The organism is Kitasatospora sp. NPDC022856, assembly GCF_055561235.1.
Window position 1 is genome coordinate 94976 of sequence record NZ_JBVHHE010000014.1, and the last position, 26532, is coordinate 121507.

The 26532-nt window shown below is 73.9% G+C and carries 27 protein-coding genes and 1 pseudogene; 10 read left to right on the top strand and 18 right to left on the bottom strand.

The window, feature by feature from the left end; genetic code table 11:
• Position 1: 1 nt before the first annotated feature.
• Positions 2-484: a DUF3291 domain-containing protein gene (locus ACZ34W_RS19295; protein ID WP_329485205.1), complete on the top strand. Its 483-nt coding sequence runs from the start codon at positions 2-4 to the stop codon at positions 482-484.
• A 65-nt stretch (positions 485-549) separates the two neighbouring features.
• On the opposite strand, the gene ACZ34W_RS19300 is transcribed toward ACZ34W_RS19295, so the two are convergent.
• Complete coding sequence (locus ACZ34W_RS19300) at positions 550-963, bottom strand: RidA family protein (protein ID WP_329485206.1); 414 nt, start codon at positions 961-963, stop codon at positions 550-552.
• Between the two features lie 73 nt (positions 964-1036).
• On the opposite strand from ACZ34W_RS19300, the gene ACZ34W_RS19305 reads away from it, so the two are divergent.
• Positions 1037-1930 (top strand): LysR family transcriptional regulator, encoded by an 894-nt coding sequence (locus ACZ34W_RS19305; protein WP_329485207.1) that lies wholly within the window; start codon positions 1037-1039, stop codon positions 1928-1930.
• A gap of 99 nt (positions 1931-2029) precedes the next feature.
• Here the strand turns inward: ACZ34W_RS19305 and ACZ34W_RS19310 are convergent, their stop codons facing one another.
• The 5 genes from ACZ34W_RS19310 to ACZ34W_RS19330 all read right to left on the bottom strand — a co-directional run bounded on the left by ACZ34W_RS19310 (position 2030) and on the right by ACZ34W_RS19330 (position 6124).
• The gene (locus ACZ34W_RS19310) at positions 2030-2884 is read right to left on the bottom strand and encodes a glutathione S-transferase C-terminal domain-containing protein (protein WP_329485209.1); all 855 of its coding nucleotides are present in this window, start codon (positions 2882-2884) and stop codon (positions 2030-2032) included.
• A 104-nt stretch (positions 2885-2988) separates the two neighbouring features.
• Positions 2989-3111, bottom strand: a complete 123-nt coding sequence (locus tag ACZ34W_RS19315; RefSeq protein WP_329485210.1) for a hypothetical protein — start codon at positions 3109-3111, stop codon at positions 2989-2991.
• Between the two features lie 318 nt (positions 3112-3429).
• Positions 3430-4449, bottom strand: coding sequence for an LLM class flavin-dependent oxidoreductase (locus tag ACZ34W_RS19320; RefSeq protein ID WP_329485211.1), 1020 nt, complete (start codon positions 4447-4449; stop codon positions 3430-3432).
• A gap of 269 nt (positions 4450-4718) precedes the next feature.
• Positions 4719-5057 carry a beta/gamma crystallin domain-containing protein gene (locus ACZ34W_RS19325; RefSeq protein ID WP_380391752.1) on the bottom strand — a complete coding sequence of 113 codons (339 nt, stop codon included), beginning with the start codon at positions 5055-5057 and terminating at the stop codon, positions 4719-4721.
• A gap of 344 nt (positions 5058-5401) precedes the next feature.
• Complete coding sequence (locus tag ACZ34W_RS19330; RefSeq protein WP_465605632.1) at positions 5402-6124, bottom strand: TetR/AcrR family transcriptional regulator; 723 nt, start codon at positions 6122-6124, stop codon at positions 5402-5404.
• A 134-nt stretch (positions 6125-6258) separates the two neighbouring features.
• Here ACZ34W_RS19330 and ACZ34W_RS19335 point away from each other — a divergent pair, with 134 nt between their 5' ends.
• Positions 6259-7440 (top strand): FAD-dependent oxidoreductase, encoded by a 1182-nt coding sequence (locus tag ACZ34W_RS19335; protein ID WP_465605634.1) that lies wholly within the window; start codon positions 6259-6261, stop codon positions 7438-7440.
• Positions 7441-7500: 60 nt separating this feature from the next.
• On the opposite strand, the gene ACZ34W_RS19340 is transcribed toward ACZ34W_RS19335, so the two are convergent.
• Positions 7501-8973 (bottom strand): FAD-dependent monooxygenase, encoded by a 1473-nt coding sequence (locus ACZ34W_RS19340; protein WP_465605636.1) that lies wholly within the window; start codon positions 8971-8973, stop codon positions 7501-7503.
• A gap of 91 nt (positions 8974-9064) precedes the next feature.
• Between ACZ34W_RS19340 and ACZ34W_RS19345 the strand changes: the two genes are divergently transcribed.
• The gene (locus ACZ34W_RS19345; RefSeq protein WP_465605638.1) at positions 9065-9706 is read left to right on the top strand and encodes a TetR/AcrR family transcriptional regulator C-terminal domain-containing protein; all 642 of its coding nucleotides are present in this window, start codon (positions 9065-9067) and stop codon (positions 9704-9706) included.
• Positions 9707-9743: 37 nt separating this feature from the next.
• Here the strand turns inward: ACZ34W_RS19345 and ACZ34W_RS19350 are convergent, their stop codons facing one another.
• The 3 genes from ACZ34W_RS19350 to ACZ34W_RS19360 form a co-directional block, all read right to left on the bottom strand.
• The gene (locus ACZ34W_RS19350) at positions 9744-10490 is read right to left on the bottom strand and encodes a phosphotransferase family protein (protein ID WP_465605640.1); all 747 of its coding nucleotides are present in this window, start codon (positions 10488-10490) and stop codon (positions 9744-9746) included.
• A gap of 482 nt (positions 10491-10972) precedes the next feature.
• Positions 10973-11638 carry a response regulator transcription factor gene (locus tag ACZ34W_RS19355; RefSeq protein ID WP_329485219.1) on the bottom strand — a complete coding sequence of 222 codons (666 nt, stop codon included), beginning with the start codon at positions 11636-11638 and terminating at the stop codon, positions 10973-10975.
• Positions 11635-12924, bottom strand: a complete 1290-nt coding sequence (locus ACZ34W_RS19360; protein ID WP_465605642.1) for a sensor histidine kinase — start codon at positions 12922-12924, stop codon at positions 11635-11637. Before ACZ34W_RS19360 ends, ACZ34W_RS19355 begins: the two co-directional genes overlap by 4 nt.
• A 326-nt stretch (positions 12925-13250) precedes the next feature.
• Here ACZ34W_RS19360 and ACZ34W_RS19365 point away from each other — a divergent pair, with 326 nt between their 5' ends.
• On the top strand, positions 13251-14744 hold the full coding sequence (locus ACZ34W_RS19365; protein WP_465605644.1) for an alpha/beta hydrolase family protein: 1494 nt from the start codon (positions 13251-13253) through the stop codon (positions 14742-14744).
• 87 nt (positions 14745-14831) lie between these two features.
• Here the strand turns inward: ACZ34W_RS19365 and ACZ34W_RS19370 are convergent, their stop codons facing one another.
• From ACZ34W_RS19370 to ACZ34W_RS19380, 3 genes are all read right to left on the bottom strand, one after another.
• Positions 14832-15293 (bottom strand): ester cyclase, encoded by a 462-nt coding sequence (locus tag ACZ34W_RS19370; protein WP_465605646.1) that lies wholly within the window; start codon positions 15291-15293, stop codon positions 14832-14834.
• Between the two features lie 105 nt (positions 15294-15398).
• Positions 15399-15902, bottom strand: coding sequence for a cupin domain-containing protein (locus tag ACZ34W_RS19375; RefSeq protein WP_465605648.1), 504 nt, complete (start codon positions 15900-15902; stop codon positions 15399-15401).
• Between the two features lie 586 nt (positions 15903-16488).
• The gene (locus ACZ34W_RS19380) at positions 16489-17223 is read right to left on the bottom strand and encodes a dienelactone hydrolase family protein (RefSeq protein ID WP_465605650.1); all 735 of its coding nucleotides are present in this window, start codon (positions 17221-17223) and stop codon (positions 16489-16491) included.
• A 252-nt stretch (positions 17224-17475) separates the two neighbouring features.
• On the opposite strand from ACZ34W_RS19380, the pseudogene ACZ34W_RS19385 reads away from it, so the two are divergent.
• Positions 17476-17676, top strand: a pseudogene (locus ACZ34W_RS19385) (helix-turn-helix domain-containing protein); the annotation flags it as partial.
• A 222-nt stretch (positions 17677-17898) separates the two neighbouring features.
• Here ACZ34W_RS19385 and ACZ34W_RS19390 read toward each other — a convergent pair.
• Together ACZ34W_RS19390 and ACZ34W_RS19395 are read right to left on the bottom strand one after the other, a co-directional pair.
• Complete coding sequence (locus tag ACZ34W_RS19390; protein WP_329485227.1) at positions 17899-18120, bottom strand: hypothetical protein; 222 nt, start codon at positions 18118-18120, stop codon at positions 17899-17901.
• A 103-nt stretch (positions 18121-18223) separates the two neighbouring features.
• Positions 18224-18616, bottom strand: a complete 393-nt coding sequence (locus ACZ34W_RS19395; RefSeq protein WP_465605652.1) for a hypothetical protein — start codon at positions 18614-18616, stop codon at positions 18224-18226.
• 217 nt (positions 18617-18833) lie between these two features.
• On the opposite strand from ACZ34W_RS19395, the gene ACZ34W_RS19400 reads away from it, so the two are divergent.
• Complete coding sequence (locus ACZ34W_RS19400) at positions 18834-21215, top strand: FHA domain-containing protein (RefSeq protein ID WP_465605654.1); 2382 nt, start codon at positions 18834-18836, stop codon at positions 21213-21215.
• Positions 21216-21290: 75 nt separating this feature from the next.
• Here the strand turns inward: ACZ34W_RS19400 and ACZ34W_RS19405 are convergent, their stop codons facing one another.
• Positions 21291-21665, bottom strand: a complete 375-nt coding sequence (locus ACZ34W_RS19405; protein WP_465605656.1) for a hypothetical protein — start codon at positions 21663-21665, stop codon at positions 21291-21293.
• A 239-nt stretch (positions 21666-21904) separates the two neighbouring features.
• Here ACZ34W_RS19405 and ACZ34W_RS19410 point away from each other — a divergent pair, with 239 nt between their 5' ends.
• The 3 genes from ACZ34W_RS19410 to ACZ34W_RS19420 are packed head-to-tail and all read left to right on the top strand — an operon-like array spanning position 21905 to position 24422.
• Positions 21905-22708 (top strand): alpha/beta fold hydrolase, encoded by an 804-nt coding sequence (locus ACZ34W_RS19410; RefSeq protein ID WP_329485231.1) that lies wholly within the window; start codon positions 21905-21907, stop codon positions 22706-22708.
• Positions 22708-24114 carry a SpoIIE family protein phosphatase gene (locus ACZ34W_RS19415; RefSeq protein ID WP_465605658.1) on the top strand — a complete coding sequence of 469 codons (1407 nt, stop codon included), beginning with the start codon at positions 22708-22710 and terminating at the stop codon, positions 24112-24114. The genes ACZ34W_RS19410 and ACZ34W_RS19415 overlap by 1 nt, the downstream gene beginning before the upstream one ends.
• A complete protein-coding gene (locus ACZ34W_RS19420; RefSeq protein WP_465605660.1) occupies positions 24111-24422 on the top strand; it encodes an STAS domain-containing protein in 312 nt (103 codons plus the stop codon). Before ACZ34W_RS19415 ends, ACZ34W_RS19420 begins: the two co-directional genes overlap by 4 nt.
• A 198-nt stretch (positions 24423-24620) precedes the next feature.
• Here ACZ34W_RS19420 and ACZ34W_RS19425 read toward each other — a convergent pair whose 3' ends face one another.
• Together ACZ34W_RS19425 and ACZ34W_RS19430 are read right to left on the bottom strand one after the other, a co-directional pair.
• A complete protein-coding gene (locus ACZ34W_RS19425; protein WP_465605662.1) occupies positions 24621-24794 on the bottom strand; it encodes a hypothetical protein in 174 nt (57 codons plus the stop codon).
• Between the two features lie 116 nt (positions 24795-24910).
• Positions 24911-26194: a helix-turn-helix domain-containing protein gene (locus ACZ34W_RS19430; protein ID WP_465605664.1), complete on the bottom strand. Its 1284-nt coding sequence runs from the start codon at positions 26192-26194 to the stop codon at positions 24911-24913.
• Positions 26195-26532 lie beyond the last annotated feature (338 nt).

Sequence of the window (26532 nt, forward strand, 5' to 3'; positions counted from 1 at the left end):
CATGACCTCCTCCACGCACGCCCTCCACCTGGCCCAGCTCAATGTCGCCACCCTCCGGCACCCCCTCGACGACCCCCGCACCGCACCGTTCGTCGAGCTGCTCGAACCGATCAACACCGCCGCCGACGGTGCGCCCGGCTTCGTGTGGCGGCTCACCGAGGACGGCGAGGCCGACGCGACCGGACTGCGCCCGGCGGGCGAGAACGTCATCGTCAACCTGTCGGTGTGGGAGAGCCAGGAAGCCCTCTGGGACTTCACCTACCGCAGTGGCCACCTGGACGCGACACGGCGGCGGCGCGAATGGTTCCACCGGCACGCCGAGGCACACCTGGTGCTCTGGTGGATCCCCGCCGGTCACCTCCCCACCGTCGGCGAGGCCTTGGCACGACTGGCCGACCTGCGGGAGCACGGTCCGTCTCCCCGCGCCTTCACCTTCGCGTCCTCGTTCACGCCCGCCGAGGCCGCCCCGCAGCCCGCGCCGTGACACCGGCTCCGCCCTCGACGGCTGTCTGAGGCCGGGCCACCCGGTCCGGGGCGCCGCCTGCCGGGTCAGTCAACGGCGGAGACGGTACCCGGCCCTGCGGGCCGTCGTGCGTCGACCTCGATCTCGATCTTCATCCGGGGGTCGGAGAGGCCGCATTCGAGCATCGTCGCGGCCGGTCGCACCGCCCCGAAGGTGCGGCGCAGGGCGGGCCAGCACGGCGGGAAGTCCTCGCGATCGGGCAGGAGGTACCTGACCCGAACGACGTCCGCGAAGGTGCAACCCGCCTGTGCCAGTGCCTCCGCGATGTTGCGCAGGCACTGCTCCGCCTGCTCCACCACGTCGTCGGAGATGGTCATGGTCGGGTAGTCGAACCCGGTCGTCCCCGACACGTGCACCCGGTCGCCGTCCACCACCGCCCGGGCGTAGCCGATCTCCTCCTCGAAAGTGGAACCGCTCAGGATCGCGCGTCGCTCTGTCATGCAGCGAAAGCTAGGGAACCAGCGGGTGATATGTCCAATAGCATGGAAACCATCGTGTGATATCCCTGGCGGTATGGATCGCCCGGAACTCGGACTGCACCAACTCCACGCCTTCGCCGTTCTCGCCGAGGAACTCCACTTCGGACGCGCGGCGGAGCGGCTGGGCATCGCACAACCGCCGCTCAGCCAGCAGATCCGCCGTCTGGAGGCGAAGGTCGGGCACCCGCTGTTCAGCCGGGCGCCGGGCCGGGTCGCGCTCACCGCGGCAGGACAGGAGCTCCTGCCGGCCGCGCGGCACGCGCTCGACGAGGTCGCCGCCGCACTGAGCGCGGCGCGGGCCGTCGCCGACGGCGAGGCCGGTCGCATCCGGATCGGCTTCTCCGGGTCACTCGCGCTGAGTGTCCTGCCGGGCCTGCTGCGCGCCTACCACGACCGGTACCCCGCGGTGGAGATGGAGATCCGGGAGATGACCACGGCGGTGCAGGTGACCGCCCTGCACGAGCAGGTGATCGACCTCGGGCTCCTGCGGGAGCCGCCGGACGAGCCGGGACTGATGAACGAGATGATCCTGTCCGAGGAGTTCGTCGCCGTCCTGCCGCGGTCCCACCCCCTCGCGGCCCGACGCGTGGTCCCCGTCGAGGCGCTGGCGGGCGAGCCGTTCGTGCTGCTGCCCCGCAGCGCCGGACCGACCGTGCTCGACCGGATCCTCCACCTGTGCCGCGACGCGGGATTCGAGCCGCGCCTCGGACAGCAGGCGGTGGAGTGGCAGACGGTCTCCGCGCTCGTGGAGGCGGGGCTCGGCGTCTCGCTCGCCCCGGCGAGCATCCGCCGGATCCGGCTGAAAGGCGTCGCGTACCGCCGGATCGAGCCGAACACCACACGCACCACCGTCGCGATGACCTGGCGGCGCGACGACCGGAATCCCCTGGTCGCGCGGTTCCTGGAGGAAGCCCGTCGCGAACCCTGAACCCGTTCGGTGGGCAGGTGGCGGCACGCTCCGGCTGGGGACTCCCACACATCGGTCACGTGGAGGCCCCGCGCGTGACCTCCCGGCCGACGCCGCCGCTCAGCCGGAGTGCACCCGCCGCTGGGCGTGCTCCGCCCAGTCGACGATCTGGATCGCCGCGCCCGCGGCCTCCTCGCCCTGGCAGCGGGTGTGGTGGCGGCGGGCGATGCCGTCCAGATCGAGGTGGCGGCCGAAGGCGGGGTGTCCGGCGAGCCGCCGGGCGTGGGCCCACACCCGGGAGTGCTCGGCGATGCGATGCACGGCGGTGGCGTCCAGGTGCCAGCGGTGCACGGTGTCCAGCCGCACCAGGGTCACCCAGAGCTCCACGTCCGCGAGGGTCAGCTCCTCGCCCAGCAGGAACTCCCGGGTGGCCAGGCGGTGCTCGATCGCGGCCAGCCCGTCGAGCAGGCTCCGCAGGGCCGTCGCGCGCTCGGCCGCGGTGGCGTCGGCCCGGCCGGCGCGTTGGGCCGGGGCGTTGATGCTCCGCTCGCACAGCTCCCGGACCGCCTCGATCGCCGTGTCGAGGCCGCACGGGTGGAGGTCGGGGCCGGGGAACCGCCGGGCCAGGTCGGTGAGGATCTCGGTGGTGTCGGTGCTGACGATCCGTCCGCTCCAGCTGTCGCTGAGCACCGGCGCCACGGCCGGCCCGGGGTACTGGTGCGCGCTCGCCTCGTACAGCGGCCGCAGCGCCAGGTACCCGCCGGCGCCGTCGTCCGGCAGCGCCGGCAGCAGGGTCACCGGGAGGGTGTCGTCGAGGCCGAGCAGGCTGTGGGTGACGGCGATCTGCAGACAGTGCGGACAGGACAGCGTGAGGTGCAGCCGGTAGCGGTGCGGCACGGCGTAGTACCCGCTGCGGGCGTCGCGGCCGATCCGGCCGCGGAGGGAGGGGACGGCGGAGGAGGAGGCGTCGGACATGGGTCTCCCAGGGGTCGGGGGTGCGCGCACGCGCGTGCGACGCATCGGGTGCGGGAGGAGCGGGGGAGGGCGGAACTCGGGGCGGGCGAGTGCCCGGTGGGGAATCAGACGGCGAGGGCCGCCGGGCCGTGGGGCGCGGGCGCTCCTGCCAGGCTGCTGCAGACCCGCTGCAGGTCGATGTGGCGGCGGCACGTCAGCACCGGGCGCAGCCGGACAGCGTGGGCCACGCCATCGACGACCGGCTCCGCGTGCCTCACGGCTCTCCCACCCACGTTCGAGGATTCCTGCTCCGGAGTGTCATCCCGGATCCGCGCCGCGTCAAGGGCCCCGGCACCGGAGGACCGGCCGTCCCGCATGGTGGGACGCGCGTCCCGCTCCGGCCGGACCGGCGCGCCCGCAGAAGACGGAGGCTCATAGCGAACGCCGGTGCGCCGGCCGTGGGTTCACCCCCGGGTCCCGGCGGGGCCGCCGAGGAGCGGGGCCCGGCCCGGGGCCCCCTGACTTCACGTCAGGCGCGCCGCGGGGACGGCCGCGGCAGGGGTGTCTCAGTGCGCGGGCCGCCAGCCGAGCGCGGGGCCGAGGCCGGTGGCGATGTCGGTGAGGATCTGGACGTAGTCCTCGAAGTCGAAGGAGAACGGCAGTGCGAAGACGACCTCGTCGACCTCCCGGAACCCGGCGTGGGCGTAGAGCTGCTCGGCGATCTCGGCGGACGTGCCGATCAGGTCCGGGGCGAAGAGCATCCGCGCCGGCCCCTGCGGGGCGGTGGTGCGCGGGATCCGACTCCGCACGTACGCGCGGTACTTGGCGCGCTGCTGCGCCGAGGCCCCGTCGGTGGGGATGACGACCAGCCCCTGGGAGACCCGGGCGCTGGCACCGGCGGGGTGGTGGGCGCGGAAGGCGGCGATCTGCGAGCGCTGGATCTCGGCGAAGTCCTCCGACTCCTCCGCCCGCACCACGCTGCTGGTGAGCAGGCTCAGCCCCTGCTCGCCCGCCCACCGGGCCGAGCGCAGGCTCCCGCCGCCGTACCACAGGCGGTCCGCCAGGCCGGGCGCGACGGGCTGGACGCGGTCGGAGTACACCTCGATGCCCTCGGTCCCGCTGAAGTCGGTGGCCCGCTCGCCGCGGACGAAGTCCAGCAGCCGGCGCACCCGTTCGTAGCTGAAGTCCTCGGCCTCGGCGGTGTCGGGGTAGAGCGCGGGGGCGATCCGGTCGTAGTGCCCGGGACGGCCCACGCTGACACCGGGGTTGAGCCTGCCGCCGGACAGGAGGTCGACGGTCGCCAGGTCCTCGGCCAGCCGCAGGGGGTTCTCCCACCCCAGCGGGATGACCGCCGTGCCCAGGTGGATGCGGCTGGTGCGCTGGGTGGCCGCGGCCAGCACCGCGACGGGGGAGGAGATTCCGTACTGCAGGTGCCGGTGGCGCAGCCAGGCGCTGTCGAATCCCAGGCGCTCGCCGAGTTCGACGAGCCGCAGCGTCGACTCGTGCCCGTGGCGGGGATCGGCCGGGTCGAACAGGCCGATGGTCAGGAATCCCAGCTTCCGAAGCGGTTGCGAGGGCGAGGGCACCGGTTCCTCCGTCCTCCGCGACGGGCCCGGTCGGAGCTGCGCGGTTCGACTGTCACGGCCCGGATTTCGATCACCGGACGTCGGCCCCACACTCACACAACGCCCGGCGGCGCTCAAGTGCTCCACCGGAAGCGCAATCCGGGGAAACACGCACGTGACGCGCCCGTCAGGGACCGCGCGGTCCGGGGGCGAGAGACGTCGCCCGGTCGGTTCCACGTGGGCCGCCGCCCGCGCGCAGGGCGGCGGACCGCCGGGGAACCGTCAACGCGTCAGAGGATCTGGATGTCCTTCACCTTCGGAGGGTTGTTGGGGAAGGTGATGTCGTGCCAGCGGTCGATCCGCACCGAGTCGCCGTTGGCGTCGTAGTAGATCAGGTCGTTGTTCCCGGTGGAGATGCGGTCGACCCACCAGTTGCCGAAGCTCGTCCTTCCGGCGTTCGCGTAGCAGTCGACGCTCTGGCGCCCGTCGAGGTGCGACCAGATCTTCAGGAAGTCCTCGCCGCCGACGCACTCCACGTGGTTGATGGCGTAGGCGTTGCCGCTCGGCAGGGTGATGGTGAACGCGGTGGCCGTGGCGAGTGCCACGGCCAGGGAACGCGCGAGCCTCATCTTCTTCGAAAGCACGAGCTCTCCTTGCTGGGGGGGGGACCGACGCATGGTGCCCGGCCCGTCGGCGGTGTCGCGCCCTGGCGGAGCGTTGAGGTCGCCGAGGCACGGAACCGGCGGGAGACCGCCCCGGGCCCCGGCCGGGGCCGGGGCCGAGGGGGTCCGGGACAGCCAACATAGCGACCGCCGTTCCCCCGTCCGGCGGATACGTTCCGGACACGAATGACCGGGGAGGAATTTCACCCGTTCGTGGAGAGCGGCTCCCACGGGGCCGGCCGAGGAGCCGGGGATTTCCGGATCCGGAGCCAGTGGCGACGGTGCGGCACCCGGCGGCCGAACGGCCGGGGTCAGACCTCGCGCGCGGGCCCGGTCGCCGGCGGGGCCGCCGCTCGGAGCCGGGCGGTGATGCCGGTCAGGATCAGGTCGATGCCGGTGAGGAACTCCTCGCGGTCGTCGTGCTCGCGCATCTGGCCGGCGACGGTGCGGACGAACGCGAACTCGTCGGGGTCGAGCTCCGCCCAGGCGGCGGAGGTGGCGGCCAGGAAGGCGGTCCGGCTCGTCGGCGGGCGGTGGGTGGCGGCCGCGACGGCGTTGGCGGCGTTCTGGTTGCTCACCCCGAGGATGTAGTGCAGCAGGGCGGACGCCGAGCCGAACAGCTCGGGTTCGGGGACGCCGAGGGCCTGGACCTGGCGGCCGATGCCTTCCATCAGGCGCAGCAGCGGCGACGGCGAGAAGGGCCGGGCGAGCTGGGCGCCGGCCCAGGGGTGGGCGTCGATCGCGTCGAAGACGCCCAGCGCCAGGGAGCGGACGGCCTGCTGCGGCGTGCTGCCGGGGGCGGCGGCGGTGAGGGCGCCGGTGAGGACGGCGGCGGTGGCCGCGCCGAGGAGCTCGTCCTTGTTCGCGATGTGCCAGTAGATCGCGCCGGGGCCGGTGGCGAGCTGCTGCGCCAGGGCGCGGAAGGTGAGACCGCCCTCGCCGGACCGGTCGAGGAGTTCGACGGCCGTCTCGACGATGCGCTCGCGGGAGAGCGGCTCCTCCCGCCGCTCGGCGCGGCGCGCGCTGGTTGCCATGCCTCCATCCTGGCACACCTGGAACACCGTTCCATCTTGACAGGGCTGGAACGGTGTTCCACTCTGGCCCTGGAACGACGTTCCACGGTTCGGCCGGGCGGAGACCGCCCGCGAGCAGCAGAGAGGGCACCGCCATGACCACCGCACCGACCGTGCCGAACGCGCCCGGCACTCCCGGCACTCCCGTCACTCCCGTCACGATCGTCGGCGCCGGGCTCGGCGGGCTGGTGCTCGCCCGCGTCCTGCACGTCCACGGCATCCCCGCGACGGTCTACGAGGCCGAGCCCTCCCCGCAGGCCCGGACGCAGGGCGGCCAGCTCGACATCCACGAGCACGACGGGCAGCGCGCGCTGGCGGCGGCCGGCCTCACCGAGGAGTTCCGCGCGATCATCCACGAGGGCGGCGAGGCCTCCCGGGTGCTCGACCGGCACGGCACGGTGCTGCTGGACGAGCCCGACGACGGCACCGGACGGCGCCCCGAGGTGCTCCGCGGCGACCTCCGCCGGATCCTGGTCGAATCGCTGCCCGAAGGGACGGTCGTCTGGGGGAAGAAGGTCGCCGGGGCCCGGCCCCTCGGCGGCGGCCGGCACGAGGTGGCGTTCACGGACGGGTCGGCCGTGACCACCGGACTGCTCGTCGGCGCCGACGGCGCCTGGTCCCGGATCCGGCCCCTGCTCTCCGGTGCGGAGCCGGAGTACCTCGGCACGTGCTTCGTCGAGACCTACCTCTACGACGCCGACGAGCGGCACCCGGCGGCGGCCGCGGCGGTCGGCGCCGGGTCGATGTTCGCGCTCGCCCCCGGGCAGGGGATCTCCGCCCACCGGGAGGCCGAGGGAGTGCTGCACACCTACGTCCAGCTGACCCGCCCCGCCGACTGGATCTCCGGGATCGACTTCGCCGACGCGGACGCGGCCAGGGCCGCGGTGGCCGCGGAGTTCGAGGGGTGGGCGCCGCAGCTCACCGCGCTGATCACCGAGGGCGAGAGCGCACCCGTCGGGCGCGCCCTGCACACACTGCCGGTCGGACACCGCTGGGACCGCGTGCCCGGGGTGACGCTGCTCGGCGACGCCGCACACCTGGCGCCCCCGGCGGGCGAGGGCGCCAACCTCGCGATGCTCGACGGCGCCGAGCTCGGGCGGGCGATCGCCGCGCACCCCGGCGACACCGAAGCGGCCCTCGCCGCGTACGAGGCGGAGCTGTTCCCCCGCAGCGCGAGCGCCGCCACGCGTGCGTCCGCGATCCTGGACCTCTGCATCGGCGACCGGGCACCGTACGGGCTGGTCGAGTTCTTCACCGGCGGCGGACCGGTGGGGTGAGCCGCCGGTCCGGTCATGGACGGGGACTCCCCGAGGTTCGGGGCGGGTGCGGCGTGCGCGTCAGCGGGCCGCCACCGCAGCGGTTCCGACGCCGACCGACCGGAGGTAGCCGGCGAGGTCGGCGGCGTCCTCGGTGGCCAGCCCGACGTAGCCGTCCGGCCGGATCAGGAACAGCCCCCGGCCGTAGCCGTCCACCCGTCGCGAGCGGACCCCGGCCGGCACCGCCGGCGGTTCGCAGCCGGCCGCCACGAGGGTGAAGTGCGGCCCGCGCAGGACGTCGAACAGCCGCTCGCCGTTCGGGAGTTCCGCGTCGGGGGCGCGGTCGCCGGCCCGCACGGCGTCCTCGGGCAGGCCGCTGCGGCGCTCGATGCTGAGCGGGCCGCCCCGGTAGGCCAGGCCGAGTTGTTCGGTGCGCTCGCCGCGTCGGACCTGCTGCCCGTCGCCGTCACTGTCGGCGCCGCTGCGGGCGCGGTGCAGCGAGGTGCTGATCTCCAGCACGTCCGAGGCCACCGGCAGCCGTTCGGCCTCGTAGCTGTCCAGCAGCGCGGGGGCCGCGCCGTGCCCCAGCACCTGGCCGAGCTTCCAGCCGAGGTTGTAGGCGTCCTGGACGCTGGTGTTGAGGCCCTGGCCGCCGGCCGGCGAGTGGATGTGCGCGGCGTCGCCCGCCAGGAACACCCGGCCCTGGCGGAAGCGGTCGGCCAGTGCGGCGCGCGGGCGGAACCCGGAGGCCCAGCGGACCTCGGTCACCGCCGCCTCCGGAAGGTGGGTGCGGTCGGCCACGAGGCGCCGGATCGCGCCGACCGAGGTGTCCGGGGCGGTGTCGGGGTCACCGTCGTCGAACAACGCGAACAGCTGGAAGTCCGGCGTGCCGGGCAGCGGACAGAGCAGCAGGACGCCGCCCGGCGCCGTCGGCCAGATGTGCCAGTCGTCATGGTCCAGACCGCTGATCCGTACGTCCGCCACCAGGGCCGGGCGCGGATCCACCGTCTCACCGGCCATCGGGATGCCGACGGCCCGCCGCACGGTGCTCCGCCCGCCGTCGGCGGCGACCAGGTAGTCGGCGGTGACCGTGCGCGGGGCGCCGTCCGGGCCGGTGAGCCGCGCGGTCACGCCGTCGTCGTCCTGGGTCAGGTCGGTGAGCGCGGTGCCGAAGACCGCCTCGCCGCCCAGTTCCCGCAGGCGGGTGTGCAGGATCTCCTGGGTGCGCCACTGGGGCAGCATCCAGACTTCCGGGTACGGCACCGACGGGTCGCCCGGCTCCCGGCGTTCGATCAGGTCCCAGCGGGCGCCGCGCTCGCCGTCCGCCCAGCTCTGCATCCGCGGGTAGCGGCCGCCGGCGGCCAGCACCGCGTCGATCACGCCGAGGTCGTCGAGCACCTCCAGGGTGCGGGGCTGCAGGCCCTTGCCGCGGGAGCCCGGGAACAGGCCCGTTGCCCGGTCGACGAGCAGTGCGGACACGCCCCGGCGGGCGAGGTCGCAGGCGAGCGCGAGGCCGGTCGGCCCGGCCCCGACGATCAGCACTTCGGTGTGCATCCCAGTCTCCTTAACGTTGTTAAGTTGCGGTGCCCCGAGCGTGTCCTTAACGGTGTTAGATTGTCAAGCGGCGACGACGAGGAACGAGGACATGGCACCTAAACTGGACCGGGCACAGGTGGCCGACACCGCCCTGCGACTTCTCAACGAGGTCGGTCTCGAAGGCCTGACCCTGCGCCGGATCGCCACCGAGCTCGACGTCAAGGCACCCGCCCTGTACTGGCACTTCGCCAACAAGCAGGCACTGCTCGACGAACTCGCGACCGAGATGCTCCGCCGGATGCAGGCCGCCGGCCCCGCTCCCGCCGCCGACGCCCCCTGGGCCGACCACCTCACCGCCGCCTGCCGCGGACTGCGCCGCGCCCTGCTCGGCTACCGCGACGGCGCCAAGGTCTTCAGCGGCACCCGGCTCACCGACACCGGCCACGCCGCCGCGCTGGAGGGGTACCTCGCCGCCTTCCGCCGGGACGGCTTCGACCTGCCCGACGCCGTCGACGCCTACTTCACCGCCTACAGCTTCACCATCGGCTTCGTGATCGAGGAGCAGGCCGTCCACCCGATGCCCGGCGAACGCGCGCCCGGCTACGACGCGGCCGAACGGGCCGAGCGGATCGGCTCGGCCCACCCGCTCGCGGCCGACGCCGGTGCGGACCTGTTCGGCGGGTACGACCGGCGGTTCGAGCGCGGCCTGGCCATCCTCGTCGCCGGCATCGCCGCCCGGCCCGGGAGCTGAACAGGGCGACGACGAACTCGGCGGACCGGCAGCAGCCTCACATCCGGGCTCTCAGCACATCGACCTCACAGCCCGGTGCGAAGGGGTCGAAGCCGTGCTCGATCAGCCAGCGAACCGCCAGCAGGCTCCGCAACGACCACCACGCGTGGATCACGTCGAGGTCGAGGTCGGTGCCGTAGCCGCCGATGACGTCGTCGAGGTGCTCCTCGTGTCCGAGCGTGAAGGTGGCGAGGTCGTACAGGGCGTCACCCCGACCCGCCTCGGACCAGTCGATGATGCCGGTGACCTCGCCGCCGTCGACGAACACGTGCGCGATCTGCAGATCGCCGTGCGTGAACACCGGAGTCCACGGCCGGAGCGCGGCCTCGGCGACCCGGCGGTTACGGGTGACCAGGTCGCCGGGCAGGACGCCGTTCGCCACGAGCGCCTCGCACTCGGCGTCGAGTTCCGTCGCCAGCGCGACGATGCTCCGGCCGGCCCGGCCCGTTCGGGGCGGCAGCGGCGCGTCGTGCAGCTTCCGGATGACGGCGCCCGCCGCGGCCCACGCCGCCGGTGACCCGGTCGACGGCCCGCCGAGGCGCCCGAGCGTCGCCCCCGGGAGCGCGGAGATCGCGAGCACCGGCGGCTTGCGCCACAGGACCTTCGGGGTCGGGACCGGCGCGAGGGACATCGCCTCGACCTCGACGTCGATGCGCGACTGATCGGCGTCCACCTTCAGGAACACCTCGCCGACGCGCAGGGTCGCACGCTCGGAGTGGGCGACCACGACTTCGACCTCATCCATGGCCGACCAGTATCCCGGGGACGCCCGCCGATGTCGCCGGATTTGTCGTGTGCGGGGACGCGCCCCGCCCGACCGCGTCCCGCTGCCGAGCCGGGCGGCCCGGCTCGCCGCACGCACCCGCCCGGCTGCCCGGCTGGGGCCGGTGGAAGGCTGGAGGTGTGCACGCGCGGGGCAGCCGTGCCGCCGCTCACGCCGCCCGTGCCGCAGCAGCCTCGGGGAACGGCCGCCGCCGGCCCGCGCTCCCGTGCCGGGCACGGGGTGATCGCCGGGACGGCCGCCACCGTCCGGCGCGCGGCGAAAGGGGACCACGATGACCGGGACGAGAATACTGAGCTGCGACACCATGAAGAAGCCGGTCAAGCTCGGCAGTCGGGAGATCGCCTCCGAGGAACGGACGTTGGACGACCTGTGACAGGACCTCGGCGCCCTGCAGGGCTCACCCGACGCCACGGCCGCCCACCTCGCGCTGCTGCGACAGCGGATCACGCCGGGTGGATGAGGCGGCTGTCGTAGGCGAAGATCACGGCCTGGACCCGGTCGCGGAGTTCGAGCTTCTGCAGGATCCGCCCCAGATGGGACTTCACCGTCCCCTCCGCGAGGTACAGGGTGGCCGCGATCTCGCTGTTGGACAGGCCGCGGCCCACCTGGACGAGCACCTCGCGTTCACGGGCGCTGAGCCGGCTCAGCCGGTCGTCGCCGTCGGTGCCGCTGCCGCCGCCGGGGATGTGCGGGCGGAAGTTCTCCAGCAGGCGGCGGGTGATCCGCGGGGACACCACCGCGTCGCCCGCGGCGACGTTGCGTATCGCGGTGAGCAGTTCCTCGGGCCTGGTGTTCTTCAGCAGGAAGCCCGAGGCTCCGGCGTTGAGTCCGGCGAAGGCGTATTCGTCCAGGTCGAAGGTGGTGAGGATGAGCACTCTGCTCTGCGGGGCGGTCTCGACGAGCTGCCGGGTCGCCTCGATCCCGTCCGTCCCGGGCATCCGGACGTCCATCAGGACGACGTCGGGGCGCAGCTCCCGGGCGAGGCGCACGGCCTCGGCGCCGTCGGCGGCTTCGCCGACCGGTGCCATGTCGGGCTGGGCCTCCAGGACGGTGGCGAAGGCCATCCGGAGCAGGGCTTCGTCGTCGGCGATCAGGATGCGGATGGTCATGCGGACGACGCTCCGCCGCTGTCGAGGAGGAGGCGGGTACGGACTCCCCAGCCGCCCTCCGGGAGAGGTCCGGCCTGCAGCGCGCCCCCGTAGGCGGCCGAGCGCTCGCGCATGCCGGGGATGCCGTGGCCGGACGGTGCGGCGGCGGGCCGTGGCCGGTGGGGGCCGCTGTCGGTGACGTCCACGGTGACGGCCTCGGTCGAGCACCGGATCCGGACCGTCGCGCGGGTGCCCGCGGGGGTGTGCTTCAGGGTGTTGGTCAAGGCTTCCTGTACCAGGCGGTAGACGGTGAGTTGCGCGGTGGCGGGGATGTGGGTGCGGCCGCCGTGGACCTCCAGGACGGTCGGCAGCCCGGCGGCGCACATCTGGTCGGCGAGCGCCTCCAGTTGGGCGATGCCGGGCAGCGGGTGGCGCTCCGCGTCCGGCTCGTCGGTCCGCAGGATGCCGAGCGAGCGCCGCATGTCGGTCAGGGCCTGTCGGCCGGTCTCGGAGATCTGGAGCATCGCGGCGGTGGCCTTGTCGGGCGACCGGTGCTGCGCGTAGACGGCGGCGTCGGTGAGCGCGACCATGACGGACAGGTTGTGGGTGACGATGTCGTGCATCTCCCGGGTGATGCGTGTCCTCTCCTCGGCGACGGCCAGGCGCGCCTGCTGGTCCTGTTGCTGTCTCAGGCGGTCGGCCCGTTCCTCCAGGGCCGCGAGGTAGGCGCGCGTGGTCCGCACGTTCACACCGAGCACGGCGGCGGCGACGACCATCGCGGTGACCGCGACGAAGGGGGTCAGGAACGCGCCGTGCGGCGCCCAGCGCAGGCAGGCCAGCAGGGCGCCGGCCTCGACGAGGGCACCGGCGACGAGCGTCCCGCGGCGGCCCGAGTTCGCGGCCGCCGTGTAGAGCGCCACCAGCAGGGCCACGTCGGCGGGCAGTTGGATGCCCATCAGCCACTGGACGAAGGCCGCGGCCGTCACGGCGGCGAACACCGTGAGCGGGGCCCGGCGCCGCCACAGCAGGGGCAGCGCGAGGGCGGCGGTGAGGGCCACGGCCGCCGGGAACTCGTGCGACCCGTCCGTGGTCACGATGTTGAGCAGCAGGAGCGCCGGCAACAGCGAGTCCCAGACCAGGGGTGGCAGCCGGACGCCCCGGCGCCAGGCGGCGGGTGCCGGTCGCGCCGCCCGCCCGGTGGCCGGGTCGGCGTACCGCGCCGGCCGCAGGGCCGTACGTGCCCACCGCCCCCGGTCGCGGCGGCGCACCGGGTGGGTGGCGCCGGGTTCCGCGGCCGCCTCGGTCATCACACGTCCCTGTCGTTCCAGCACCGGCGTGGCCCCGGCCGGGGCCACGTCCGCGTACCACCCGCAGCCGAGGCGGGTACGGGAAACGTCCGCCTCGCGCCGCACGGCAGGTACCGCGGCCCTGCTCACGGTAGGTCACGGGCCCCGCGACGCACATGAGTCCAGCGACTGATCGGCGCCGGGCCGCATACGACCGCAGGAGGAGCCGCGCCACCTCCCGTGGTCGCAGGCCGACCGCTGGTCCGGCGCAGCCGGTTGCCACCGCGGTCGTACGGGGCCCGCTCCGGACGACGACCGCGGTCGTACCCGGCGACGACCCGGGATCGATGTGGCGGCGCAGGCCCGGCGCCGACGATGGGCGGGTGACCGAGATCATCACGGGGCTGTCCATGTCCCCCCTGGAAATAGTTGTCCTGCTGGGCGCCGTCGCACTGGTGGTGGCGCGCTGGCTGCCCCCCGCCGCCCGCCCGCGCGTCACGATCGCGGCCGGGGCGGTCGAGGTGCTGTCCGCGATCCTGCTGGCCGTGGCGGGAGTCCGCTGGCAGATGCTGCCGGTACTGGCGGGCGCCGCCTTCGCGTTGCCGTTCGCCGTCCTTCCCCTGCGGCGACGCCGTACCGGCCGGCCCGCGTGGCGGGCCCGCTGGTGGCTGGCGCTGCCCGGATCACTGGCCTGCGCCGGCCTGATCGCCACCGGCCCGGCGGCCGCCTGGGCCTTCCCCGTACCCGTCTTCCCCGAGCCGTCGGGCGACTTCGCGGTCGGCACCCGGGTGGTGCAGTGGACCGACCCGCTGCGCCCCGAGACCTTCACCGCCGACCCGGACGACCGGCGCACGGTCGTGGTCCAGCTCTGGTACCCCGCGCAGCGGAGCCCCTCGGGCACGCGGCGGGCCCAGTACCTCGGACGCACGGAGCAGGAGGCGCGTACCGTCTCCGACGCCCTCGCCCAGGGGGTCGGCCTGCCGGGATTCCTGGTCGACGGGGTTCCGCGCGCCCGCTCCCGCTCGGTCTTCGACGCCCCGGTGGACGGTGGCGGGGGCCGGTTCCCCGTCGTGCTGTTCTCTCCCGGGTCGGGCGGGGTGCGCACCCAGAACACCGCCTGGGCGGAGGAACTGGCCAGCCACGGGTACGTGGTCGCCGCCCTCGACCATCCGTACGACTCCGCCGCCGTCGTCCTCGCCGACGGCCGGACGATCACCACCGCGACCGCCTCCAGCGGCGACCCGGACGAGGACGAGAAGCTCGCGGCCGGGTGGACCGCGATCCGGGCCGCCGACCTCGGCTTCGTCCTCACCCAGTTGGACGGTCTGGACCGCGGTGCGATCGCCGACCCGATGAACGGACGCCTGGACACCGGCCGGGTCGCGGTGGCCGGCCATTCCATGGGTGGGGCCGCGGCGCTGCAGGCGGCCCGGCAGGACCGCCGGTTCGACGCCGTCATCGACCTGGACGGCTTCCCCCACGGCCCGACCTCGCCGTCCCTCGTCCAGCCGGTGCTCGCGCTCACCCAGGCCATCACCCCGGCGACCGACGCCCGCTACCTGCCCCGCCTCACCGAGGCGCTCGGGTCCAGTACCGCGACGAGCTACCGGCTCACCGTCCCCGGCGCCGCGCACCTCACCTTCATGGACGGCCCCCTCTATCTGCCGCCCGTGCCCTCGATCGTCGGCACCCTGGGCCGCGTCGAGAGCCCGCGCGTCGTCGCCGCGGCCACCCGCGCCTTCCTGGACGCCGTCCTGCGAGGCGCACCCGGCGACCAGGCCGGCGACCTGGCCGCCGTCCTCCCGGCGTACGGCGAGCTCAGCGTCCACCGCCCCGGATAGCCGCCGCCGAAGAACCGCTGACGGCGAGCCGGCACGACCCGCGGTCCCCGGCCGCTCCGACCGGTGCGGCCCGGGCCCGGCAGGGTGTCAGCCGGGTCCGCCCCCGGCCGCCGCTCTCGCGGCGGCCCTGATCTCCTCGGTCGACAGTCCGGCCTGTTCGCAGAGCGTGGCGAGGTCGAAGTAGATCCGCTCGCCCGCCATCCGACCGTCCTTGAACGGCGCGACGTTGGCGAACGGCACCACGAACGACCCGCCGCCCGGCGGGACACCGAGCCAGGGGCCGCCGCTCGTGCCGCGCAGCTCGCCCCAGACGACGATCACGTCGTCGCCGAAGGTCATGCCCTGGTCGACGGGCACGATGTCCGGGAAGGCGGTGAAGAAGGCCGCGTAAGCGGCGCGGGTGGCCGCCTTCCCCTCGACCCGGCGTCCGAGGGCCACCGTCTCGAAGAAGCAGTCGTCGGTGAAGGTCGCGAGCACGGCATCGAAGTCGCGCGCTCTCTCGGCTTCGCGGTGGACCTCGAAGAGGTGCAGCATCTCGTCACGTTGCATGCCAACGTTCTCCCGTCGGCCGGGCCCCGCCCAACCCATGGGACCCGTTCATCAGCCGTTCGGCCCCCGGCTTCAGGCGACGGGCAACGGGCGGCGGGGCGGGGCTCAGACCGGCTCGGAGGGGCGGCAGTAGCGGTGGATGAGCTCCTGGTGGCCCGGGAAGCGGGCCAGGAGGTCCGCGGGCCGGCCGAGGGTCATGTCGGCGAAGTCGAAGCCAGGTGCGACCGCCTCGCTGATCAGCCCGTGGTCGCCGGACGTGAGGTGCGAGGCCTTCCAGACACCGCCCGGGACGGCGAGCATGAGGTGCTCCCCCCGGGCCGGGTCCTGGCCGAGGACGGCGGTCTCCGCTGTTCCGTCAGGGAGCAGCAGGTGGTACGTGATCGGGTCACCATGGTGGTGGAAGTGCAGGATGTCGGACCGGTTGAGGTGCCGGTGGCCGATCGGCGACCAGGAGGTCAGCAGGTAGTGGATGGAGGTGAGGGTGTACCGCTCACCCGCCGGCGTGCGCACCCGGGCGCGGTGGTCCGCCTGGAACGTACGCCGGAAGTACCCGCCCTCCACATGCGGCTCAAGCCCCAGCAGCTCGATCCACTCGCGTGCCGTCGTCATCCCACGCTCCCTCGCCTCGGCACCCCATTGTCCCCCGCGGCCCGACGGCGAGGGCGGCGTTCGCGAGGCCTCGGGCCCGCAGGGAAGGTACTGGGATCGGGGAGCGCGGCGCCGGCGGGAACCGTGTCGCACACGCTCTCGGCGACGCCGCGGCCGCGATCCGGCGGCGGTCCGCACCCCCGGCGTGGCTGGACCGTTGGCTGGAAGCGCACTCCGCGAAAGCCGCGGTCGGATCGACCGGGCCGCCCGCCGGGGCTGACCGGCGGCGTCCCGGTCGGCCGCCGGCCGCTGCGGGCGGGCCGGACCGGGCCGGCGCCCTCCTCCGCCCCGACCGCCGTCCGACCACTCGCCACCACACCCGACGCCTCTCCCGGGATCGGCCGTGCGCGCGGCGAGCTGCCCTCCCGGACGTCCGGGAGGACGGCGAGGTACCGATCGGCCCCCGAACGTCTACCATCCGCGGGCGAGTTGCACGGGCCACAGCGCGTGCGAAGGGCCGCGCCCGCCCTCGACCGCCCGCAGGGGCGACCGCTCCCGTCGGGACTCCCCGGCCCGGTCCGTCAGGTCGGTGTCCGCTCGGGAGGCCTCAGCCCTTCGCCACGGTGCGGTCCAGGAGTGGGAGCAGCCGGTCCCAGTGGCGCTCCAGCCCGGACGGGCTGAAGGCGTCGGTGTCGGCCATGGTGAAGCCGTGGAGGGTGCCGGGGTAGATCTCGGAGGTGTGGTCGACACCCGCGGCGTCCAGGGCCCGGTTGAGCTCGGCGAGTGCCTCGGGTGTCATGTCGCCCTCGGCATGGCCGAGGTGGACCTGGGCGGTGAGCCTGGAGAGGAGGCCGGGCCCGTCGGCGCCCACGGGGCCGTGGAACGCGGCGACGGCGGCCACCCGGCCGGGGTGGGCCGCGGCGGTGCGCATCGCCAGGAGACCGCCGACGCAGTAGCCGGTCACCGCGACCGGACCGTCGCCGACCTCGGGCCGGGTGGTCAGGAATCCGAGGTAGGCCTCGGCGTCGCTCAGGGCGCGCTCGGCGGTGTGCGCCTCGATCAAGGGCATCAGCTGGGCGAAGACCGCGGGCCGGGCCTCCGCTCCGATGTGCGCGGGAAGGTCGAGCACCGGTGTCGGGCCGTGCCGGTAGAGGACGTTGGGGACCAGCACGTAGTATCCGTGCCCGGCCAGTTCGAGGGCCAGCTCCCGCAGCACGGGCCGGATACCGAAGCCGTCGGCGTACATCAGCACCCCGGGGTGCCGCTCGCCGTCGTCGGGGAAGGCGGCGAACGCGTCGGCCTCGCCGTCCGGGGTGGGAATCCGCAGCGTCTCGATGGGCATGAACTCTCCTGTCGTGGTTGATGTGTCGAACCCGTGAACAACACGACAAGGGGCGGAGCCCGGGCGGCGGCGCCGGGTGCGGGCCGAGAACCCGGGCGCCGCGACGCGCCGGGCGGGCCGCTCCTCGGCCGGCCGGGCTGCCCTCCCTCGAACAGCCGTCCCGTACCGGCCCGTTCGGCGCTCAGGAGAGCACCGGGTCGCCGATCCGTGTGTGGCGCGAGGCCGTCCCGGTAGTCATGGTCACGAAGCGTAGTCCACCGGACCGGGCCGCCCCCGGGACGCTGGATCACCCGGGAGCGGATCCGGGCCGGCGCCGTCCTGCTGGAGTCCGCGGACCAGCCGATCGAGGGGGTGGCCGCCCGGGTGGGACTGACCGTCGCGGGCTTTCGGCACCACTTCCGGGAGACGATGGGCGTCAGCCCCGCCGTGTACCGGCGCCAGTTCCGGCGCTGACCGGCAGGGTCGACGCCTCCGGGCGTCACGTGGTCCTGGTGGCCCCGGCCCGGCGACCCGTCGTGTGGCCGGTCCAGGTCCGGCAACCCGGCCGCGCCGGGCGAAGCGAAGTCGCCGAAGAGAGGTCGCCGGAGAGAAGTCGCCGGAGAGAGCGCGGCGAACGCCCGGGTGATCGGGCGGCCGCCGCAGGTCAGGACCGCGCGGCGGCACGCACGGAGCCGGTCAGATCTGCCGGTCCGGGTCGGAGAAGGTCAGGCCGCCGACGCCGAGCGGGCGCCGCACCGGGGCGGGCTCGTCGACGGTCTCGGTGGGCGGCTGGCGGAAGTCGGCGCCCTGCTCGACCGGCAGCGGTCGGTGGCCGCCGGACTGGGCGGGCACGGCGGAGGCATCGGCGACGGGCTCGGAGAACGCGGGCAGCCCGAGGCTGCGACGGTCAGGGGTCATGATCCCAGTCTCGCAGCAGAGCGGCGTGAACCAAAGCACGATCGACGTGACGAAGATCCGGCCCCGCCGGCGGCACGGACCCCGGCCCGCTTCGTCGGGCCCGCTACCAGAGGGTGGCCGGTCCGGTGAGGACCCAGCCGGTGTCGGTGGGCCTGACCCAGAAGCCCAGGGCCAGCTCGATCCTCCGGCCGCGGCAGGTGAGCTCCACGTAGAGGTGGCTGCCGGTGGGCCCCCAACTGAAGTCGGCGAGGTCGAGGTCGCCCAGCCAGGACAGGTCCCGCTCCCACGCGTCGGCCGCGGGGCCGCGCCCCGCCCCGGCCTCCTCGGCGCCGGTTTCGCGAGCGCCCGCCCAGAGGGACGTGAGCACGTGCCGGACCGGCGCGTGATCGACGAGCTGTTCGGCCTCGGAGATCCTTCCGGACCGCAGCAGGCCGAAGTAGCGGCGGACGACGGCTTCGACATCGGTCTCGGCGGGGAGCTCAGTCCAGGTCTTCACCAGCGGGATCGTAGACGCCCTCCGGCGCAGGTCCGCGCCGGGCGGCCGACCGGGGCGGCACGGGCGGGCTCGTACGCGGGCCGCTGTCCCGGTCCCGGGGGTGACCGGAACCCCGGCCGTCACCCGCCGTGGCCGAGCGCCGCCCCCACGTCCGCGGCCCCGCCGGGGGCCCGGCCGGCTGGGGAACTATCGGGCCGACTCGTCTAGCATCGGTGGTATGGCAGAGCGAGAATTCGCGCTCACCGCGCCGCAGCTCCTCATCGAGACCGACAGTGACTCGCAGGTGATGAGCCCGGGGCACAGCTATGCCGTCGGGCGTGACCCCACCAGCGACGTCGTGCTCACCGACCCGAGGGTGTCCTGGCACCACGCCGTCCTGCACGTCGACGACGGCCACTGGATGCTCGACGACGCCGGCTCCACCAACGGCACCTTCTGCCAGGGCCACCGCGTCCGGCACCTGGACGTCGGCCCCGGGTACATCCTGCGGTTCGGCAACGCCTCCGACGGCCCCTGTTGCACCCTGAGCGCCCTGCACAAGCCGACCGCGGTCAGGGACCCGCAACCCTCCGCGCTGACCGCCATCACCGGCCTGGACCGGCCGCCGACCAGCGTCCGCCGGCTGCCCGCCAAGGTGATCCGGATCGGCCGGGCGCCCGACAACGACCTGGTGCTCGGCGACCTGTCCGTCTCCCGGCACCACGCCGAACTGCGCGCCCATTCCGACGGCCGGTACGAGATCGCCGACCTGGACAGCCACAACGGCACCTACCTCAACGGCCTGCCGATCCGGCAGGCCCTGGTCGGTCCCGCCGACATCGTCGGCATCGGCCACTCCGCCTTCTGCCTGGTCGGCGACCAGTTGCAGGAGTTCGTCGACACCGGCGACATCGACCTCGACGTCGAAGGCCTCACCGTCGAGGTGGGCGACGGCCGCGTCCTGCTCGACAAGGTCTCCTTCCCGGTCGGCCAGCACTGCCTGCTCGCCGTCGCCGGTCCGAGCGGCGCCGGCAAGTCCACCCTGCTCAACGCTCTCACCGGCCTGCGTCCCGCCGACCGCGGCACCGTGCGCTACGACGGCCGCGACCTGTACCACGACTACGCGGAACTGCGGCACCGCATCGGCCTCGTGCCGCAGGACGACATCCTGCACACCCAGCTGACCGTCCGCCGGGCCCTCGGCTACGCCGGTGAGCTGCGCTTCCCCGGCGACACCGCCCCCGCCGAACGCTCCGCCCGGGTCGAGGAGGTGATCACCGAACTCGGTCTGACCAAACGCGCCGACCAGGTGATCTCCACCCTCTCCGGCGGCCAGCGCAAACGGGTCAGCGTCGCCCTCGAACTGCTCACCAAGCCGTCCCTGCTCTTCCTCGACGAGCCCACCAGCGGCCTCGACCCGGGCATGGACCGTTCGGTGATGCAGATGCTGCGCGGCCTGGCCGACGACGGGCACACCATCGTCGTGGTCACCCACAGCGTGCTCAGCCTCGACCTGTGCGACCGCCTGCTGCTGCTTGCCCCCGGCGGGCGCCTCGCCTGGTACGGGCCGCCCGGCGAGACCCTCGACCACTTCGGGTTCAAGCACTGGTCCGAGGCCTTCGAGGCGTTCGAGAACGAGACCGACCGCGACTGGGCGGGCCAGTACCGCGCCTCGCCGCCGTACAAGCGCTACATCGCGGGCGCGACCGCACGGCCGCCCCAACCCGGGCAGCTCGGACAGGCCGGGCAGCCCGGCGGCGCCGCTCCGGCGGCCGCCGTGGTGCAGCCCCTGCCCAAGCCCAAGCCGCGCGGCTGGAGCAAGCAGGTCTCCACCCTGGTACGGCGGTACGCCACCGCGCTCTCCGCCGACCGCACCTTCCTCGCCGTCATGATCGCTCTGCCGTTCGTCATGGGCGCCCTGACCCGGGCCCTGGCCGGCAGCCGCCTCGACGACTCCACCGCCCTCAACACCCTGCTCATCCTCTGCGTCAGCGGCGTACTGATCGGCGCCGCCAACGCGGTGCGCGAACTGGTCAAGGAACGCAGTATCTACCAACGCGAGAGAGCCGTCGGCCTGTCCAGATCCGCGTACCTCTGCTCGAAGATCGTGGTGCTCGGAACCATCACCGTCGTCCAGTCGGTGGTCCTCACCATGGTCGCCCTGGCGGGGGTGCAGCTCGGACCACCGGGCACCGAGGGCGTCCTGCTGCCCCCGCTGCTCGAAATCACCCTCGCCGTCGCCCTGCTCTCGGTGACCGCGATGATGCTGGGCCTGGTGATCTCGGCGCTGGTGAAGAAGGAGGAGGTGACCATGCCGCTGCTGGTGCTGGTCGCCATCGTCCAGGTCGTCTTCTGCGGCGCACTGCTCCAGCTGAACGGCGCGCCGGTGCTCAATCAGCTCTCCTGGCTGGTCCCCTCCCGCTGGGCCTTCGCCGCGATGGCCGCCACCCTCGACCTCGGCGCGGCCTTCCCGGCCACCTTCAGCGACGACCCGCTCTTCACCCACTCCGTCGGCACCCTGCTGCTCGACCTGGGCATGATGGTCGTCCTCTCGGTGCTCTGCGGGGTGCTGGTCAGCCGACTGCTGCGCCGCCACGAGCCCGCCATCATGCGCGGGTAGCGAAAGCCACGGTGGGCGGGGTCGGGACGCGGGGCACCCCCACGACCGGGCGCACCCCTACGACCGGGTGGCCGCCTACGAGCAGGTCACCGGTACGAAGGCCGCTCCCCCGCCGGGCGGTTCGAGCACACGGCAGCCGAGCCGGTGCAGCCGGCGCAACACCGCGCGGGCCTCGCGGTCGTTCAGCGAGAAGACGAACGGGCCCGGGAGGAGCAGGGTCCCGATCCGGCCTTGCTCCACGTGTCTTTCGAGCCGTTCGAGTCCCGGCGGGCCGTCGGCCGGGCGGCGGCCGTCGTCCAGATAGGTACAGGGCCCCGGCAGCCCGTGGTCCCGCGCGAGCAGTTCCAGGGCCTGGCGCCGGCAGTCCGTCCCGGCCGGGTCACGGGGGTGGCAGCGGAGGTAGAGCGCGGTTCGCGCAGGATCTACCGGCCTTCCCTTGCCAATGAACATGCCACTCACCTGCCAGTGATCTCGGAGGAACCCCGTGCGGACCGCCGACTCCACCGGACACCACGGAACAGTGCGGGATACATGGCGGCCGGTACCTGTTCCGAGCGAACATTCCCTACGCATGCGGCCCACGAGAGGGTGGGGGCGGCCGGGTCCCGCAGCCGGCGCGGTGGCCGGGCGGGCCGTTCTCGTCGGGCTGACTGCGGTTACCTCCCCGGCGAGGTGGCAGGATGCGTGGCATGGACATTCGCCGCAGGAACAACGTGAGATTCGCCGGCCCCGCCGACGGGCCGGTGGTCGTGCTGGCGCACGGGTTCGGCTGCGACCAGAACATGTGGCGCCTGATCGTGCCGGCCCTGGCAGAGCGGTACCGGGTGGTGCTGTTCGACTACGTCGGTTCCGGTGGGTCCGACCTCTCGACCTGGAGCGAGGAGCGGTACTCCTCGCTCCGGGGCTACGCGCAGGACGTGGTGGAGGTGTGCGAGGAGCTGGACCTGCACGACGCGGTCTTCGTCGGGCACTCGGTCAGCGCGATGGTGGGGGTCCTGGCCGCCGAGGCGGCGCCGCAGCGGATCGGCGCGCTGGTGATGGTGGCCCCCTCACCGTGCTACATCGACGGGGAGGACTACCGGGGCGGCTTCAGCACGGAGGACATCGAGGAACTGCTGACCTCCCTGGAGTCGAACTACCTGGGCTGGTCCTCCGCCATGGCACCGGTGATCATGGGAAACCCGGAGCGGCCGGAGCTGGGGCAGGAGCTGACGAACAGCTTCTGCGCCACGGACCCGGACATCGCCCGGGTCTTCGCCCGGACCACCTTCCTCACCGACAGCCGCGGGGACCTCGCGAGCGTCCGGGTGCCGACCCTGGTCCTGGAGTGCTCCCAGGACGTGATCGCCCCACGCGAGGTCGGCGCGTACGTGCGGTCCGCGATCCCCTCCTCGCGCCTGGTCACCCTGGACGCCACCGGACACTGCCCGCAGCTGAGCGCGCCCGAGGCCACCGCCGAAGCGATCCTGGCCTTCCTGGAGGAGCGCCGGTGATGACCCGCCCCGGTGACGGACCGGAGCGGGCGGGAGCCGGCGATCAGGCCGCGACGACGGCCGCGTTCAGCGCTCTCCTGGAGGACAGCGCCGAGGACCTGTACGAGTCCGCGCCCTGCGGCTACCTGTCGACGCTGATGGACGGCACCATCGCCAAGATCAACACCAGCCTGCTCGACTGGCTCGGCCTCGAACGCGCGGAGGTGGTGGGCCGGATGCGCTTCGCCGACCTCCTGACCGTCGGTGGAAAGCTGTACCACGAGACGCACTTCGCGCCGCTGCTGCAGATGCAGGGCGAACTGCACGGCATCGCGCTGGAGATGAGGACCGCGGCCAGGGGCCTCCTGCCGGTGCTGGTGTCCTCCGTGGTCAAGCGCGGCACCAGCGGGAAGCCGCTGCTGATCCGCAGCACCGTCTTCGACGCGTCCGACCGCCGCGCCTACGAGGCCGAACTCCTGCACCGCCGCCAGGACGCCGAGCGGGCCCGCGCCGAGGCGGAGCGGGCCCAGGCGGAGGCGGAGCGGGCCCGGGCGGAGGCCGAGCGGGCCGGCGCCGAGGCCGAGCGCGCACGGGCGCAGGCCGAAGCCGCCCTGCGGCAGGCCGAGGCCGACCGGCAGCGGTTGGCCGAGGCCCTCACCGTCCTGCAGAAGTCCCTCGTCCCCTCGTCACTGCCCGCCGTACCGGGGCTGGAGGCCGCCGCCTACTACCACACCGCCTCCCCCGACCGGCTCGGCGGCGACTTCTACGACCTGTTCCCCCTCGACGACGGCCGCTGGGCGTTCTTCCTCGGTGACGTGTGCGGCAAGGGGCCCCAGGCCGCCTCCCTCACCTCGCTCACCCGCTACACCCTGCGCGCCGCGGCCCTGCACGACCCCGAACCCGCCATGGCACTGACCACCCTCAACGCCGTCCTGCACGAGCACTACGCCGCCGCGGGCGACCCGCGCTACTGCACCGCCGTCTTCGGCGTCGTCGAACCCGCCGACGACGACGGCCGCGTCGGCGTGCGCATCGCCTCCGGCGGCCACCCCCCTGCCCTCGTCCTGCGCGCCGACGGCAGCACCGAGTACCTTCCCACCCCGGGCGGCCTGCTCATCGGCATCCTGCCCGACGCCCCGTTCACCACCGCCCGCACCACCCTGGCGCCCGGCGAGACGATCCTCCTCTACACCGACGGCCTCACCGAGGCCCGCACCGGCCCGACCCGGGAAAGCCTCTTCGGCGACGACGCCCTGCTCGCGTTCGCCGCCGACCACGCCCCCGCCCCACCCGACGAGACGATCAGCGCCCTCACCGCACTGCTGAAGAGCTTCGGCGACGGCCTGGACGACGACACCGCTCTGCTCGCCCTCGGCGTCCCCGCCACCGCCTCCCCCATCCGCCCGACGACGAACCCACGGCGATGAACCCACTGAACATCACCCACCGCGACGCGCCCACCGGCCCCGCTCTGCAGGTCGTCGGCGACCTCGACTACGAACACGCTCCCACCCTGCGCGCACGCGTGGAGTACCTCGCGCTGCGCCCCGGCCAGTGCCTGGTCATCGACCTGTCCGGCGTGGAGTTCTGCGACTCCAGCGGCATCACCGCCCTCCTCGCCGCCCTCCGCCACACCCAGGCCGCCGGTGCCGAGCTGACCCTGACCGCAGTGCCCGAGAACACCCTGCGCATCCTCGCGATCACGGGACTCACCCAGATCTTCACCATCGTGTGAGGACGGGGCACCGAGCGGGCGCGGCCGACCGCCCCGGCGACGGCTCCGGGACGGCTCCGGGACGGCGAGTCCGAGCACACGCAGCGGTTCGTCCGGGCACTCGCCCTGCGTCGACCCACGTCCGCGGCGCGTACGACCGCGCCCTGGACGTGGGGAGTTCCGGAGCCAGCCGACGTCAGGCTCCGGAGCGAGCGGCTGTCAGGCGGAACCACCCCGACGGGAGGGCCTGGCGTGCCTCGGCCTGGGGATCCGGTCGTCCCGGACCACCGCCGCCCGTGGCCGCCGGTGGTGGTGCGCCGGGGACGGAGCCGTGGCGGCCAGGATCGCCGCCAGCACCAGCGGGCCGAGCAACAGCACGAGGTTCACGGTCATGTGCGCCTCCCAGGGGTTCCGGAGCGGACACCGGCCGTCTGCCCCACACCTCCGGGCCCATGCCGAGCCGGCTCAGACTCCCCGCTGCCGTCCGTACGCGGCGCGCCGGGCCGCCGTCACTGCTGGAACGGACTCGGCTCCCAGGCGTGCCCGCCGATCGGGTAGACGAACAGCGGCCGGCCCTTCACCGCGCTGGTGCGAAACGGCGTGCCGTGGCCCAGGTCGACCGGGACCGTCCCCTTCCGGTCGCCGCTCGACCACTCCAGTTCGAGGTACCAGCTCACCTCGTGCGAGGTGGTCTCGGCGGAGACCTCGATGACCTCCGGGTCGTTCTCGCTCACCTTGACCGGCAGACCGGTGCTGCCCTCGGTCACCACCGCCCGCGGGTGGGCCGCGTCCAGATCGAGGTCGTAGGAGTGGACGTCGACTCCGCTGCCGCAGCCCTCGCCCATGGAGTAGGCGTTCCAGGCGAGGGGAGGTCCGATCCGGACGACCCGGACGTTGAGCTTCGAGAGCACCACGGTGTCCTTGCCGGTGCCCTGCACGACGACCTCGATCGACTGGTAGTGCCCAGGAACCGCGCCGACCTGGGAGACCCAGCCCGCCACGTCCGGCAGCTCGGGCGGGCGGGGGACCTCGGACGGCGGGCGGTCCACCACGTACTGGTCGCAGGCGGTGTCCCAGCCGGACGGCCGGACCGAGACCGTGAACGGGGGGCTCGTGTCCGCCCCGCCGGTCGGCCCCGGCGAGCCCGGACCCGCTCCGGCGGACGGGGAGGCAGGGGCGGAGGCGGAGACCGGGGCGGAGGCGGAGACCGGGGCGGAGACCGGGGCGGAGGCGGACGGCGAGTCGTCAGCGCCCGGGGCCGGGGAGCCCGCGGACGACTCCAGCCCCGTGGCGACGGCCCCGACGGCGGCCAGCACCGCGGTGACCGTCACCGCGGCCAGGATTCCCCGCCGGCGGAGCCGCCTGAGCCGCTGCGCGGCCCCGGGAACCGGGTCCGGTCCGACGCGGTCGGCGACCACCGGCACCACCTCGGCGGCACCTGCCGGGTCCGGAGCCTCCGGCGTCACCGAGATCACCGGCGCGACCGAGGCCGCCGCTTCCGTCCGAGTCCCCGCCGGATCGGCCGGTCCGGACCCCGGTGACGTCCTGCTCCCCCGCGCCGCGTGGACGATGACCCACAGTCGGTACAGCTCGACCAGTTCCTCCGGCGTCGCCCTGCACAGCCGCGCGAGGAGGTCCAGCGGGGCGAACTCCGTCGGTACCACGTCGCCGGTGCAGTAACGGTGGAGCGTCGAGGTGCTCAGATGCAGCCTCTTCGCCAGCGCCCCGTAGCTGAGCCCCGAGCGGCTCTTCAGCTCCCCGAGCAGCCGGGCGAGCTCGTCCCGCTCCCCCATCTCCCCCAACCCCTCCGCCACCGTTCCTCCGCCCCGCTCTTCCCTGTCCGCAGTGCTCGCGCCGTACGGTCTCCGGCCGCTTCCGGCGGTCGGACTCGGCGCTGTGGCGCCCCGCCGCGGCCGGATAACCGTGAAGCGATCTTCGGAAGAGAAGCACGCCACGCACCGTCCCACGGTTCCCGAGGCAGGTCTCGCCGTTGCGCCGTCCCGTGGACGCGTCCCAGGAAGGTTACGTCCTCCCAGCTCAAAGCCGGTAAAGCCGTCCCCGCGTCCCAGACCGCCCGGCTGCCGTTGCGGCTGGGACGAAGCGGCCGAGAAGCTTCCGGCGAACACCGAAG